We start from the raw sequence: 13,108 nt of genomic DNA, 5'->3' as shown, positions 1-13,108 counted from the left end.
AACCGAAGGTTTTCACCTTCTTCACCGCTGGTAACGCTGGGCGTCCCCGGCAGCGGATGCGTACTTTACGGATTCGCCGGGCGTTTGGCAAGGGGCTGGGTGAAATATGTTTGAAAAACATCAGCAGCCTTTTTTATAAGGCCGTGAAAGCACTTCGGCGAACCACGTATTGGCGGTTACACTACACGCAATCACTTCATCTACCCACTTCGCCTTCTACTTCAACATGAGGTCCATGATGAGCCCCCATCTGCTATCCGTTGACTCCTTAAACCGCGACAGCGTTAACCACCTTCTTCGTGTTGCGGCCCAAATGGAGCCCATTGCCCAGCGTCGTCAGGTTACCCGTGTTCTTGAGGGAGCCGTTTTGGGCAACTTGTTCTTCGAAGCCAGCACGCGCACCCGGGTAAGTTTTCATACGGCGTTTTGTCGGTTGGGCGGCAGCGTATGTGATACCACAGGCTTTACATTCTCATCCATGGCCAAAGGCGAGTCGCTTTACGATACCAGCCGGGTAATGAGTGGCTACTGCGATGCGATTGTCATGCGTCACCCGGATCAAGGCTCTGTTGCCGAGTTTGCGGCGGCGACGAATGTACCGGTGATTAACGGCGGCGACGGCCCTGGTGAACACCCAAGCCAAGCCCTGCTGGATATCTATACGATCGATAAGGAGTTTCAGCGATTAGGCAAATCGTTTGGCGGAGCACATATTCTGCTGACCGGCGATCTCAAGTATGGGCGTACGGTGCACTCTCTGATCAAGCTGCTTTCTTTATACGATCCGTTACGTATCACACTGGTATCGCCGCCCGGGCTTGAAATGCCTACTGCACTGATTGACCTGGTCACATCACGCGGGCACCAGGTAGAGGTACGCGATCATTTAGCCACTGACTTCAGTGATCTGGATGTTGTGTACACCACGCGAATTCAGAAAGAGCGCTTTACCGAAGAAATGAACGAGAACTTCCAGGGCATCTCGGATGACTTTATAGTCAACAAGGCGTTTCTGGATCAACGCTGCAGTGAGTCGACCATTGTTATGCACCCGCTGCCCCGCGATAGCCGCCCCGGCGCGAATGATTTGAACGTGGATCTTAACGGCGACCCGCGCCTGGCGATCTTTCGTCAGACAGATAACGGCATCGCCATGCGGATGGCCATCTTTGCAACGCTGCTGCACGTCGATTCACTGATTGAGAAAGACCTTCGCCCGGTGCGCTGGTTTGTACCCAGCCAGATCGGGACACTGGATCGCTAACGCTACTTAATATACGTTAGAGAGCAGAACGCCCATCGGGAAGACCTTCCTGATGGGCAAACCAGCCTTCCAGAATCAACACCGCCGCAATGCCATCGACGCTCTCTTCGCGGTAGTTGCCTCGGTGACCCGCTTCACGGGCAATCAGCTTGGCTTCGCGGGTAGAGCCACGTTCGTCTACCATTACGCAGGGTTTGCCATAGCGCCCGTGTAAACGGTTGCCAAACTTGCGGGCACGCTTACTCATGTCCGACTCGCTGCCATCTATATTGAGCGGTAAGCCAACCACCAGAAGGTCCGGCTGCCACTCTTTCAGCAGTTGCTCTACTTTATTCCAGTCGGGGATGCCGTCACGTGCAGTAAGTGGGGAAAGCTCGCGGGCGCTTTTTAAAAGCTCATTGCCCACGGCGACCCCAATACGCCGCGTACCGTAATCAAAGGCAAGAATTAAGCGTTGGCCAACCTCTGCCATCACGCGTGCCCTGCATCACGAGTCATCAGGTATAGATCCACTCCTAACAATCCTGCGGCAGCCGTTAAGCGCTCAGCAGGTGGCGTGTTGAACAGCACGTCCGTCTGGCCCTCAACCGTCAGCCAGCTATTGTCCTTTAGTTCATCTTCAAGCTGACCGACCTCCCAACCCGCACAGCCCAGACAAATCAGAAAGTGCTCAGGACCTTCACCGTTAGCTAGCGCCTGAAGAATATCCATGGAGGTCGTCAGTGCCACACCATCCTCTACCTGAACGCTGGAGTCCCACTCCTGGCTATCGCCAAGATGGAGGATAAAGCCGCGATCCTTGTGCGTAGGGCCACCGTAATAGACCGGAGCATTGCGGTGGGGGCTGTCTTCCCCCCCCAGCTCCAACTGATCAAACAGTGCATCCAGCGTCATATCCAACGGGCGGTTGGTGATAACCCCCATGCAGCCGTTATGGTCATGATCACAGAGGTAGATCAGGCTGCCCACAAAGTCAGGATCATCCAGATGCGGCATCGCCATTAAAAAATGGTGTTTCAAACTTTGCATGCGTCTCCTACGGCCTGCTGACATAGCCAGCAGACCTTTCTTATCATCAAGTGTGAATCAGGCGTATCAAGCAGCGCTCAAGCGGCGTTCGATGGCATCCAACAACAGGCCCGCGATATTCGTGCCGCGCTGGTCATCAATTTCACGCACGCAGGTGGGGCTGGTAACGTTAATTTCAGTGATGTAGTCGCCAATCACGTCCAGCCCTACAAACATCAGGCCTTTTTCACGAATCATTGGCTGTACTTGCTCAATCAACCAGTAATCACGCTCAGTGAGATCACGTGCGACACCACGGCCACCGGCTGCCAGGTTGCCGCGCGTTTCACCAGCCGAAGGGATACGCGCCAGCCCAAAGGGCACCGGCTCGCCGTCCACCAGCAGGATACGCGTGTCGCCGTCTTTAATGTCAGGCAGGTAGCGCTGAACCATAATCTGGCGCTGACCACGCAGCGTTAGCTGCTCAATGACCGCGCCAATATTGCGGCCATCAGGGCCGATATGGAAAATCCCGGTGCCGCCCATCCCGTCCAGCGGTTTGAAAATCACATCGCCGTGCTCGGCATGAAAGGCCCGCAGCACATCATCGCGGCTGGCCACCATGGTGGGCGTACAGCACTGAGGAAACTGCTGGGCAAACAACTTCTCATTACACTGTAAAAGTGCTGAGGTTGGATTAACAATGAGCACGCCTTCACGCTCAGCAAAGCCCAAGAGGTGGACCGCATTGGTGAAGTCAGCATCCACCGGCGGGTCTTTACGCATTAACACCACATCAAGCTCAGCCAGTGGCCGGGCAGCCGCTTCACCCAGGTCGTACCAATGGTCAGGGTCGCGATGCACGGTTAGTGGTCGCATGCGTGCGTAGGCTTGCCCCGCCTGTAAGAAAAGATCTTCCTGCTCCATATAGTGCAGGATATAGCCGCGTTCCTGGGCCGCCCACAGCATGGCTATGGTGGTATCTTTCTTGTAAGCGATGTCGCTGATAGGGTCCATCACGACGCCGAGATGCAGATTTGATTGACTCATCGGGGCACAATCCATACGTAAACAATAGGTAGGCAGTATGCCGTACTGCCTGTCAAGCTCCAACCATTGGCGCCGTTACGGGGCAAGCGCGCCCGGCACCAGCCGTATCGCGTCAGGCTCCAAGGTAATCAGTTGCTGCTTATAAAGCCGCCCAATGGCTTGTTTAAACGCACTTTTGCTCACACCCAACCGCGCTTTAATCGCGTGGGCGTCACTTTTATCGCCCAGCGGTAGATAGCCGCCGCTTTCACGCAGTGCTTTGAGTATTTTATCGCCGACGACGTCTAGCCGCGCCGCGCCTGGCGGCAACAGAGAAATATCCAACCGGCCATCCTCACGGCGCTGCTTGACGTAGCCTTTTAGCGTCTGCCCGCGGCGCAGCGGCTGAGAAATATCATCCTGGTAGATTAGCCCCCAATAGCGGTGATCAACCGCTACTTTCATACCGAGGTCGGTGCGGTCAGCGACCACGACGCTCACCTCATTCCCCTTTTCAAGCGCCCAGGCATCATCAGTTAAAAAGCGATCAAGGCGCATGGAGGCCACAGGACGCCCCTGATCATCTTCATACAGCATGACCAGCACCCGCTTGCCAGGATCCGGCCGGAAGATTTGCTCGCTGTACGGCAAGAGAACGTCCTTGGGCTGCCCCCAACGCAAAAACGCGCCCGTGTTATTAACGGTCACAACAGTTAAATACGCCACTTCGCCTAACTGGGCAGAGGCGTCACTTGTAGCGCGAGGAGGAGTCGTTGATTCACGGACCATGGGTGCCGTCCTTAAAAAGTGAGTCTATAGTATGGCGCCTGAGGATCACCGAGCAAAGCAGCTGGCCCGCTACATAGTGATGGCCGCTGCTTAACGCAGGCCAGGCTAATGGCTACTCATTCACACTTGTAAAGCCTATAGCGAAGGCTAACGCTAAACAGCAGGCCACTGAGGAAGGGGTCAATGAAGGTGTTAGTAGGCGCTTACAAATCACCAAAGTAGTGCTGTAGAAGGGTCAAGGCAACCACCGGGGCTGTTTCCGTACGCAGAACACGTGGCCCTAGCGTTAATGGCGTAAAGCCAGCTGCCTGAGCGGCTGCAATATCCGCCTCCGTTAAGCCCCCCTCAGGGCCAATTAAAAGTGCGGCGGCCTCAGGGCGCTCCGGCTGATCAAACGCATTGCCCGTTGCCAAGTGCAGCATCAAGCGAAGCGGCTCCTGGCGGGCACTTAGCCACTCAACAAGGCTTAGCGGCGAGTGAACAACAGGCACTACCGCCCGGCCACTTTGTTCGCAGGCGCTTGCCGCAACAGCCTGCCAATGGGCCAGCTTTTTGGCTTCACGATCACCCTTTAAACGTACATCACCACGCTCTGTATACAGTGGCGTGATAGCAGCGACACCTAATTCAACCGCCTTCTGGATCGCGTAATCCATCCGGTCGCCTTTGGAGATCGCCTGGCCAAGGTGAACAGCAAAGGGTGACTCCCCCTCACCGACCCAAACGGCGTCGATAACCGCCGTCGTGTGCTTACGCCCTACCTCGGCCAAGCGGACGCCCGCTTCATTGCCTTGGCCATCGAACAGCACCAAAGGCGCGCCTTCACCCATGCGCAGTACGCGGGTGACATGGCGCGCCGGGCCTTCCGGCAGCACTACCTCTTGGCCTACTGCAAAAACAGCCGGTACATGGAGGCGCGGCATTTTGCCATGCACGGCATACCAGTCGGCAGCCTGCATGCTTAGTGAGTACTCACTTCAGCCTGATTTTCCTGTTGCGCTTCACGCTGCTTACGCTGGGCGTACATGGCTTCAAAGTTCACCGGTGCCAACATCAGTGGCGGGAAGCCACCACGGTTTACCAGGTTATCGACACACTCACGCGCGTAAGGGAACAGCAGGTTGGGGCAGAACGCACCCAGTGTCTGCTCCAACTGAGCGCCTTCGATGCCCGAAATACGGAATAAACCCGCTTGTTCAACCTCTGCAAGAAACGAGGTAGTGCCGGTTTCTGAATCGTTGACCTGAGCGGTGACTTTCACAACCACTTCATACTGGTCGTCATCGATTTTAGTGCTGGTGGTATTAAGATCCAGATTCACCTTCGGCTTAAACGCCTGCTTGAAAACAGACGGTGAGTTAGGTGCTTCAAAGGAGATATCTTTCACGTAAATACGCTGCATAGAGAACTTCAGCTGCGGCTTGTCGCCGGACGCTGCTGCACCAGCCTGCGGGGTGTTGTTATCTTCCGCCATGGGGAAACTCCTCGTTGTTCATTGAATCAATAGTAAAAGGTGAGAACGCTTACTTCTTAACGACGGGAAGGCTATCGGCCTGCCACTGCGCCATGCCACCTTTCAATTTAGTCACACGCTCGAAACCGGCCTTGGCAAGCTTGGCTTGAACCGCGCCTGCACTTTGCCCATGCTTGCATACGACGATGATCGGCTGGTTTTTCACTTTATCCAGCTCGTTCATACGGTTATCAAGCTTGTTATGGGGAATGTTACGTGCGCCAGCAATATGCCCGGCTTTGAAGTCTTTGCTTTCACGAATGTCCAGCACAACCGCATCTTCTCGGTTGATGAGCTGGGTGGCCTGGGTTGAGGTCACCGCATTGGTTGAAGCACTACGCGTTTCATAAATAAGCCACGCTACTAGCACCAGCAAAAACGCCCCAACGAGCAGGGGGTGGTTCTGTACGAATTCGAACAACTGATCGATCATCGCGAACACAATCTCTTGGTCTATGCAGAAAAAAGCGGCAACGCCGCCGTCAAAACGCGATAAGTATACACGTCACAGGGCACCCCGCGCAGGCCTTGCTCATGACGCCCGACGGTCGCCTACGTTATGATGCCCCAAGCGTGCATCAGTCGCGACCCTGATCACAAGGAGTTGTTTGAAAATAACGTGAGTTGACTCACCTTTTTAAACCTCTTTACTTTCAAACAGCGCTTTCGTTGCTGATTGCTTTACGCCGCTTGGATTACTCAACCGAACGAGGTTCTTATGGCTACGTCTACTCCGCGTCCCGTCGCGCTGATCATTCTTGACGGTTATGGACACAACCCCGATAGCGCTAATAACGCGGTGGCATCGGCCAACACGCCCGTAATGGATGCGCTTTGGGCAAATCGTCCACACGCGTTTGTGCATACTGACGGCCACCACGTAGGGCTGCCCGATGGGCAAATGGGCAACTCAGAAGTGGGCCATATGAATCTGGGTGCCGGACGCATCGTTTATCAGGACTTCACACGGATCACCAAAGCCATTAAAGAGGGCGATCTGGACGTTAACGAAAACCTGACACAGCCGATTGATGATGCCGTGGCCAATGGCCGCGCCGTTCATCTGCTGGGCCTGCTCTCGCCTGGCGGCGTACATAGCCATGAAGATCATTTCATCGCGATGGCCGAACTGGCGGCTCGCCGCGGTGCGCAACGTATCTTTATTCATGCGTTCCTGGATGGCCGAGACATGCCGCCTCAAAGCGCGCTGGCTTCTATCGAACGCGCTAATGCCCGCCTGGCCGAGCTGGTAGGCGCTGAAAATGGTTTTGTGGCCTCCATTATTGGCCGCTTTTACGCCATGGACCGTGATAACCGCTGGGAGCGGGTAGAAAAAGCCTACCATCTGCTGACCGAAGGCCAGGCTGACATCTATGCCACCAGCGCCGAAACCGCGTTGCGCGACGCCTATGAGCGCGGCGAAACCGACGAATTTGTCCTGCCAAGCTGCGTATTGCTCAACGACAAGTGCGTTACCCTGCAAGACGGTGACGCCGCCCTGTTTCTTAACTTCCGCTCTGACCGCGCGCGCGAACTTACCCGCGCATTTGTAGAGCCTGACTTCAGCGGCTTTTCACGTAGGGCCTGCCCATCGCTGGCGGGCAAGGGCTTGGTCATGTTGACCCAGTACGCAGCGGACATTCCTGCACCGGCCGCGTTTCCGCCATTTGATCTCAACGATACCCTGGGCGAAGTCGTCGCCAAGCGCGGTTTAACGCAGCTGCGTATTGCCGAAACAGAGAAGTATCCCCACGTTACCTTTTTCTTCTCGGGTGGCAACGAAGCCGAGTATGAGAGCGAAGAGCGCATTCTGGTGCCCTCCCCTCGGGACGTGAAGACCTACGACGAAAAACCCGAGATGAGCGCTTACGAGATTACCGACAACCTCGTTGAGGCTATCGACAGCGGCCGCTTTGACTTCATCGTATGTAACTATGCCAACGGCGATATGGTGGGCCATACCGGCGACTTTAACGCGGCGGTAAAAGCCATTGAAACGGTCGATATCTGCGTTGGCCGCGTTATTGACGCGATTGAGCGCGCTGGCGGTGCTTGCCTGGTAACCGCCGACCACGGCAATGCCGAACAAATGGTGCATCCGGTCACAGGCGCCCCCCAAACGGCCCACACCACCTTTGTGGTACCGCTGGTTTACGTGGGTGAGCGAGCCGGCACGTTAAGCGATGGCCGCCTGTGCGACCTGGCCCCCACACTCTTGACCATGATGAATCAACCGGTTCCCGAGGCCATGACCGGGAACCCGCTGATTGATTTCACTTGATCATACCGTTGCGACGTCCTGTGCGAACCGCGTTAGTACTGGGTGCGCTACTGGTCATTGTGTACTCACCGGCGGGTTTGGCCCAGTCGGATGAGCAGGCAACGCGCCAGCAGCTGGATGCGCTTGGCCAGGAAATTGAGTCGCTTACGCAGCGGCTGAGTACAACAGGAGAAGCACGGGACAGCGCCGAACGTGAACTACGCGAGGTTGAAACGGAGCTGGCCGACACTCACCAGCGGCTGGATGCCTTACAGGCCGAGCGGCGCCAGTTGGACGATGAAATGACCCAGCTGCGCCAGCACCGCGACCGCCTGGAGGACGAGCAAGCCAGCCAGTACGCCGCCCTCAGCCAACAACTCGCGGCGCTTTACCGGCTAGGGCCGACGCCACAGCTCAAGCTGCTGCTGAACCAGGGCGACCCGGCCGAGCTTGACCGTATGCAGGCTTACCTGAACCGCTTTACTCAAGCACGCAATGAACGTCTTGCCGATATTGCCCGGCTGGATACCGCGCTTGCCGATACGGAGCAGGCCCTTAACGAGCGCCAAACGCGCCTAGCCAGTGTCGCCACCGAGCTGGATGCGCAGCGGGTACGGCTTGCCGAGCGCACCTCCGACCGGCGCAACGTCGTGGCCACGTTGGATGATCGCTATGGTAGCGAAGCTGATCGCCTGGCGGATCTTAACGATAACCGGGAGCAGGCCGAGCGTAAGCTGCGTGAAATTCAGGAGGAACTAGCGCGCCTGGATGCCCCCACGCCCAGCACTCAGATTACCCGTACTCAAGGGGATTTGCCGTGGCCCGTGCAAGGTGCCATCACCACAACATTTAATCGTCGTGATGGCGTTCACTATAACGGTATTATCATCCAGGCAAGCGCCGGTACGCAGGTAAACGCCGTGCACACCGGGCGGGTGGTATTTGCCGATTGGATGCGCGGCTTCGGCAACCTGCTGATTATTGACCACGGCGACCAGATCATGACGCTCTATGCTCACTTACAGCAGTTTAGCGTACGTCCTGGCCAGCAGGTCAGCCGTGGCGACGAAATTGGCCGCGTAGGCGACAGTGGTGGACAATCGAGTAATGCGCTCTACTTTGAAGTACGTCAGAGTGGCAAACCAATTAACCCACAGCGTTGGATTGCGCGCCGCTGACGGGATAAGCTGAACCGTATTAGGTTCTGTCTGAAACGTTGCCGAACGCAGACACTTTTCAGACAGAACGGTAATGTCAACTTGGGGCAGTTTTAAACACTGCCTAACGCCTTGCGGAGTCTGCATGACGCTATTTGTTAACGAAGTACCGGCCTCTGCCAAGCGCCTTCTGGTGACTCTGCTTCCTGTTGCGCTATTGTCGGCACCGCTACCGCTGTTTGCCCAGCCCGCCACAGCTGATGAATTACCCCTTGAAGAGATCCAGACCTTTGCCGAGGTGTTTGAGCGCATCAAGCGTGGCTACGTTGAAGAGGTCGATGACCGCACGCTACTGCGTAACGCCATGCGCGGTATGCTCAGCGAACTCGACCCTCACTCCGCCTATCTTGATGCGGAAGAGTATCAAAGCCTGCGCGAAACCACTCAAGGAGAGTTTGGCGGCATTGGTATAGAAGTTGGCATGGAAAACGGCCAACTCCTGGTGATCACCCCGATTGATGATACGCCCGCCTCACAGGCTGGTCTGCTTCCTCGGGATGTTATCGTTGCCATTGACGGCACGCCGACTGAAAGCATGTCGCTTCAAGAAGCCGTTACGCTAATGCGCGGCGAACCAGGCAGCCAGTTGCGCATGATGATTCTACGCACGGGAGAGGACACCCCGCGTGAGTTCAACCTTACCCGTGAGGCCATCCGCAGCGAAAGCGTTAAGCATGAGCTTCTTGAGCCCGGCTATGGCTACCTGCGAATTAGTCAGTTCCAGTCGCGTACGCCAGAACAGGCACGCCAGGCAATAGAGCGCATGACGCGTGAACAGCCGCTGGAAGGGCTGATTCTTGACCTGCGCAATAATCCCGGCGGTGTACTCCAAGCGGCGGCCGGTGTGGCAGACCTGTTTCTGGATAACGGCCTGATTGTGTATACCGAAGGCCGGCTTTCCGATACCGCCATGTCATTTTCAGCCTCATCCGCCACGCCCGCCAGTGATATTCCGCTGGTCGTGCTGATTAACAGCGGCAGCGCTTCGGCCGCAGAAATTGTGGCGGGTGCGCTTCAAGACCAACGCCGCGGCGTCATTATGGGCACAGACAGTTTCGGAAAGGGCTCCGTTCAGCAGGTCATGCCGCTGGGTAATGGTGAAGGTTTGAAACTCACCACCGCGCTTTACTACACGCCAAACGGACGCTCCATTCAGGCGCAGGGCATCGCGCCCGATGTAGAAGTAGTGCGGGGCCGTCTGGAAGTCGCCGAAAGCCGCCCGGAGCTTCGCGAGGCGGACCTAGGCGGCCACCTGGATGCACAGCAGCCCGCCACCCAGACACGTTCATCCGCGACCGAGCGGCTACGTGATGACTACCAAATGAGTGAAGCGCTCAATCTTCTCAAAGCGCTTAATGTGGTCGACCGCCGCCGTTAGCGGCAGCTATGCGGCAAGCGCCCCCGCTCTCCGGTGGCCTGCCGCATGACGCTGCGTTTAACAGGGCTTAGCTGGTTCATACCGCTCATGCCGAGATTGCGGGCCAGTGTAAAGAGCGGCATTTGGGTACCAAACAGCTCCCTGAACCCTTTCATCAGCCCTAACATGGCACTGTTATCCAAGCGCCGCCTGCGCTCATAGCGTTTCAATGTGGTTAACTCACCCCACGGGGCGCCGCGCTTCCAGGCGCTAACCACTTCTTCAGCCAATACCGCGGCATCCATCAAACCGAGGTTAACGCCCTGCCCTGCCAATGGATGAATGCTGTGCGCCGCGTCGCCGATCAGCGCGAAGTGCGGCAATACATACTGCCTTGCATGACGCTGTACCAGCGGAAAACGATACGCACGATCACACACCTCCACCTCGCCCAGGCGATAACCGAATGCCTCGCCCAGCGCTTTCCCTAACTCGTCAGGCGCAAAATGGCTAAGCGCCAACGCGTGCTCGGGCGTGGTCGACCAAACAATCGAGCAGTAGCGTGCATCGTCCTCTAGCGTGATCGGCAAGAAGGCCAGCGGGCCGCTCTGGGTAAACGCTTGTCGCGCGGTGCTGCCGTGTACATGAGCACACTTGACGGTAGTGACCACAGCCTCTTGGCCCATATCGTCGCTGGTGATCTCTATGTCGGCCAGCTCCCGCAGGGTTGAACGCGCACCATCTGCCGCTACCAGCAGCGGTGCATGCAGCTTGCGCGCATCGTCCAGCACTAACCAACGGCCTGTCGCTGAGGTTTGTAGCGCCTGAACCCGGCAACCAAAAAAATGCTCTACTCTGGGATGATCCAGTACCGCATCATTGAGCGCCGCCTGAGTAATCGCATTCTCTACTATATGCCCCAGTACGGGCACCCCGGCTTCATCGGCCGAAAATTTGATTTCACCACTGCCTTCCGCATCCCATACCTGCATATAGCGATACGGCGTTACGCGACATTCGGCCATGGCGGGCCAAACGTCCAGATGGGTTAACAGGCGCTGAGATACTGGCGTTAATGCACTGACCCGGGGCGTGGGAAGCGTCTTGTTAACGGCCTCCCAGCGCTGGGGTTCATGGCGCGCTTCCACCAGTGCCACATGCATACCTGCTTGTGCCAGCAAGGCTGTTAGCGCTGTTCCCACCATGCCTGCGCCCACGACAATAACGTCAAAATTTTCTGTCGGTGCAGTGTCTGTCGCGTGCGTATCCATAACGCTCCTATCCGAGCCCAGCTCTTAGAGCTTTGTTCCTGTTGAGCCAAATAGCTGGCTAAGCGTTTGGCATCTTTAATCTTAAACAGCGAGGCATGCCTAACGCTCCAGCCCCATCGCGCGGCGCGCCAGGCTGCGTCGCAGCGGCCCTACAAGGTTAAGGCCGATAAGCCCGGCTGCCCGAGCGTGAGACAGAAGCGGTAACGTGTGTCCGAACAGGCGCACCAACCCGTCGCTAAAGCGAATGACATTGCGGCGATCACGCGCACGCTTCTGCTCAAAGGCCTGCAGCGTCGTCATATCACCCAGTGGCAGCCCGGTCTGTTCGCCCTGCTCAAGCGCTTCAACGAGGTCCATAATACCGCGTAACGCCAGGTTAAAGCCTTGACCGGCAACAGGGTGCAGGGCATGAGCTGCATTTCCCAGGACCGCCAGCCCCGGACGAACCGGCTCTTCTGCTGTTACCAACGAAAGCGGGTAGCTGTAGCGTTTTCCTACGCGAGTGAAACGTCCCACCCGGTCACCAAAGGCGCTCTGTAACTGGGCAAGAAACTCACGGTCCGGGAGCGCCATTCGCGCATGTTCCTGACCGCTGGGGTGTGTCCATATCAGCTCCATTGCCTGACCTGGCAAAGGCAACAAGGCAATCGGCCCCTCCTGAGTGAAGCGCTCATAGGCAATACCCTCGTGTGGTTGGCTGATGCCCACATGGGTAATGAGCGCTGTCTGCTCGTAGGAATTATGGCGACTGTTGATACCCAACTGCTCTTTAAGTCCCGAACGCCCTCCATCGGCCAGCACGGTTAAGGCGGCGCGCAGCTCGCTGCCGTCAGAAAGGCGCAGATAGTGCCCGCCACCTTCTGGGGCAAGCTTTTCTACCTTGGCCGGGCAGTACCAATCGACCGGCAGCGTTTTAAGATGGTGGTGAAGCACACGGCCCATCCAGGCATTGGGGATAACATGACCTAGCGCATCGACGCCTAATCCCTGGGCACTGAGCCGCGTCGCTCCCAAGCGGCCACGCTCACTGATATGAATATACCGAATAGGCGTTGCTTCGCCCTGCATCGCATCCCAAATGCCCAACTGTTGAAAACGCTGTGCTGAGCCTTCAGCAATGGCGCTTGCACGCGCATCAAAGCTCGGCTGCCAACTCTTTTCAAGCGGCGCTTCATTCATCGGCGTCGCTTCGATAATGGCGACTTTCCAGCCATAACGCTTGATAAGCGGGGCCAGTGCACAGCCCAGGCTGGCGCCCACTAATCCGCCCCCCACAATCACGATATCGTGTGTGGTCGTCTTTACTGGCGTATCCGTCGACGACGGCATTAGCATCTCCTGTCACCTAGCGCACCGCCATATCGTAATGGCGTAACGTAAATTACATAATAGATATTCAG

13 protein-coding genes are annotated in these 13,108 nt (G+C 56.7%); 4 read left to right on the top strand and 9 right to left on the bottom strand.

Annotated elements, in window-relative coordinates; all coding sequences use genetic code 11:
• Positions 1-238: 238 nt before the first annotated feature.
• Complete coding sequence (pyrB, locus tag INT20_RS16675) at positions 239-1,264, top strand: aspartate carbamoyltransferase (RefSeq protein ID WP_172118936.1); 1,026 nt, start codon at positions 239-241, stop codon at positions 1,262-1,264.
• A 16-nt stretch (positions 1,265-1,280) separates the two neighbouring features.
• On the opposite strand, the gene ruvX is transcribed toward pyrB, so the two are convergent.
• The 7 genes from ruvX to INT20_RS16640 form a co-directional block, all read right to left on the bottom strand.
• On the bottom strand, positions 1,281-1,736 hold the full coding sequence (gene ruvX, locus INT20_RS16670; protein WP_193057356.1) for a Holliday junction resolvase RuvX: 456 nt from the start codon (positions 1,734-1,736) through the stop codon (positions 1,281-1,283).
• A complete protein-coding gene (locus INT20_RS16665) occupies positions 1,736-2,293 on the bottom strand; it encodes a YqgE/AlgH family protein (protein WP_193057355.1) in 558 nt (185 codons plus the stop codon). The genes ruvX and INT20_RS16665 overlap by 1 nt, the downstream gene beginning before the upstream one ends.
• A 66-nt stretch (positions 2,294-2,359) precedes the next feature.
• Positions 2,360-3,322: a glutathione synthase gene (gshB, locus tag INT20_RS16660; RefSeq protein ID WP_193057354.1), complete on the bottom strand. Its 963-nt coding sequence runs from the start codon at positions 3,320-3,322 to the stop codon at positions 2,360-2,362.
• Between the two features lie 75 nt (positions 3,323-3,397).
• Positions 3,398-4,090, bottom strand: a complete 693-nt coding sequence (locus tag INT20_RS16655) for a CvfB family protein (protein ID WP_193057353.1) — start codon at positions 4,088-4,090, stop codon at positions 3,398-3,400.
• Positions 4,091-4,293: 203 nt separating this feature from the next.
• Positions 4,294-5,049 (bottom strand): 16S rRNA (uracil(1498)-N(3))-methyltransferase, encoded by a 756-nt coding sequence (locus tag INT20_RS16650; RefSeq protein ID WP_172118916.1) that lies wholly within the window; start codon positions 5,047-5,049, stop codon positions 4,294-4,296.
• A 2-nt stretch (positions 5,050-5,051) separates the two neighbouring features.
• Positions 5,052-5,564, bottom strand: a complete 513-nt coding sequence (gene secB, locus INT20_RS16645) for a protein-export chaperone SecB (RefSeq protein WP_193057352.1) — start codon at positions 5,562-5,564, stop codon at positions 5,052-5,054.
• Between the two features lie 49 nt (positions 5,565-5,613).
• The gene (locus INT20_RS16640; protein WP_193053411.1) at positions 5,614-6,036 is read right to left on the bottom strand and encodes a rhodanese-like domain-containing protein; all 423 of its coding nucleotides are present in this window, start codon (positions 6,034-6,036) and stop codon (positions 5,614-5,616) included.
• Positions 6,037-6,321: 285 nt separating this feature from the next.
• On the opposite strand from INT20_RS16640, the gene gpmI reads away from it, so the two are divergent.
• The 3 genes from gpmI (at position 6,322) to INT20_RS16625 (ending at position 10,458) form a co-directional block, all read left to right on the top strand.
• Positions 6,322-7,884, top strand: a complete 1,563-nt coding sequence (gpmI, locus tag INT20_RS16635; protein WP_193057351.1) for a 2,3-bisphosphoglycerate-independent phosphoglycerate mutase — start codon at positions 6,322-6,324, stop codon at positions 7,882-7,884.
• A 20-nt stretch (positions 7,885-7,904) separates the two neighbouring features.
• Positions 7,905-9,041, top strand: coding sequence for a murein hydrolase activator EnvC family protein (locus tag INT20_RS16630; RefSeq protein WP_193057350.1), 1,137 nt, complete (start codon positions 7,905-7,907; stop codon positions 9,039-9,041).
• A gap of 124 nt (positions 9,042-9,165) precedes the next feature.
• The gene (locus INT20_RS16625) at positions 9,166-10,458 is read left to right on the top strand and encodes a S41 family peptidase (protein WP_193057349.1); all 1,293 of its coding nucleotides are present in this window, start codon (positions 9,166-9,168) and stop codon (positions 10,456-10,458) included.
• Here INT20_RS16625 and INT20_RS16620 read toward each other — a convergent pair.
• Together INT20_RS16620 and ubiH are read right to left on the bottom strand one after the other, a co-directional pair.
• Complete coding sequence (locus tag INT20_RS16620; RefSeq protein WP_193057348.1) at positions 10,455-11,708, bottom strand: UbiH/UbiF/VisC/COQ6 family ubiquinone biosynthesis hydroxylase; 1,254 nt, start codon at positions 11,706-11,708, stop codon at positions 10,455-10,457. The genes INT20_RS16625 and INT20_RS16620 overlap by 4 nt on opposite strands.
• Positions 11,709-11,807: 99 nt before the next feature.
• The gene (gene ubiH, locus INT20_RS16615; RefSeq protein ID WP_193057347.1) at positions 11,808-13,037 is read right to left on the bottom strand and encodes a 2-octaprenyl-6-methoxyphenyl hydroxylase; all 1,230 of its coding nucleotides are present in this window, start codon (positions 13,035-13,037) and stop codon (positions 11,808-11,810) included.
• Between the last annotated feature and the right edge of the window lie 71 nt (positions 13,038-13,108).

This window comes from Halomonas citrativorans (genome assembly GCF_014898005.1).
GTDB classification, from domain to species: Bacteria; Pseudomonadota; Gammaproteobacteria; order Pseudomonadales; family Halomonadaceae; genus Vreelandella; species Vreelandella citrativorans.
Note: the sequence above shows the minus strand (reverse complement) of the source record. Positions and strands in the feature narration are given on the sequence as shown.

Coding starts and splice junctions, on each gene's coding strand:
- pyrB (WP_172118936.1), top strand. CDS start 239: ATGAGCCCCCATCTGCTATCCGTTGACTCCTTAAACCGCGACAGCGTT.
- ruvX (WP_193057356.1), bottom strand. CDS start 1,736: ATGGCAGAGGTTGGCCAACGCTTAATTCTTGCCTTTGATTACGGTACG.
- INT20_RS16665 (WP_193057355.1), bottom strand. CDS start 2,293: ATGCAAAGTTTGAAACACCATTTTTTAATGGCGATGCCGCATCTGGAT.
- gshB (WP_193057354.1), bottom strand. CDS start 3,322: ATGAGTCAATCAAATCTGCATCTCGGCGTCGTGATGGACCCTATCAGC.
- INT20_RS16655 (WP_193057353.1), bottom strand. CDS start 4,090: ATGGTCCGTGAATCAACGACTCCTCCTCGCGCTACAAGTGACGCCTCT.
- INT20_RS16650 (WP_172118916.1), bottom strand. CDS start 5,049: ATGCAGGCTGCCGACTGGTATGCCGTGCATGGCAAAATGCCGCGCCTC.
- secB (WP_193057352.1), bottom strand. CDS start 5,564: ATGGCGGAAGATAACAACACCCCGCAGGCTGGTGCAGCAGCGTCCGGC.
- INT20_RS16640 (WP_193053411.1), bottom strand. CDS start 6,036: ATGATCGATCAGTTGTTCGAATTCGTACAGAACCACCCCCTGCTCGTT.
- gpmI (WP_193057351.1), top strand. CDS start 6,322: ATGGCTACGTCTACTCCGCGTCCCGTCGCGCTGATCATTCTTGACGGT.
- INT20_RS16625 (WP_193057349.1), top strand. CDS start 9,166: ATGACGCTATTTGTTAACGAAGTACCGGCCTCTGCCAAGCGCCTTCTG.
- INT20_RS16620 (WP_193057348.1), bottom strand. CDS start 11,708: ATGGATACGCACGCGACAGACACTGCACCGACAGAAAATTTTGACGTT.
- ubiH (WP_193057347.1), bottom strand. CDS start 13,037: ATGCCGTCGTCGACGGATACGCCAGTAAAGACGACCACACACGATATC.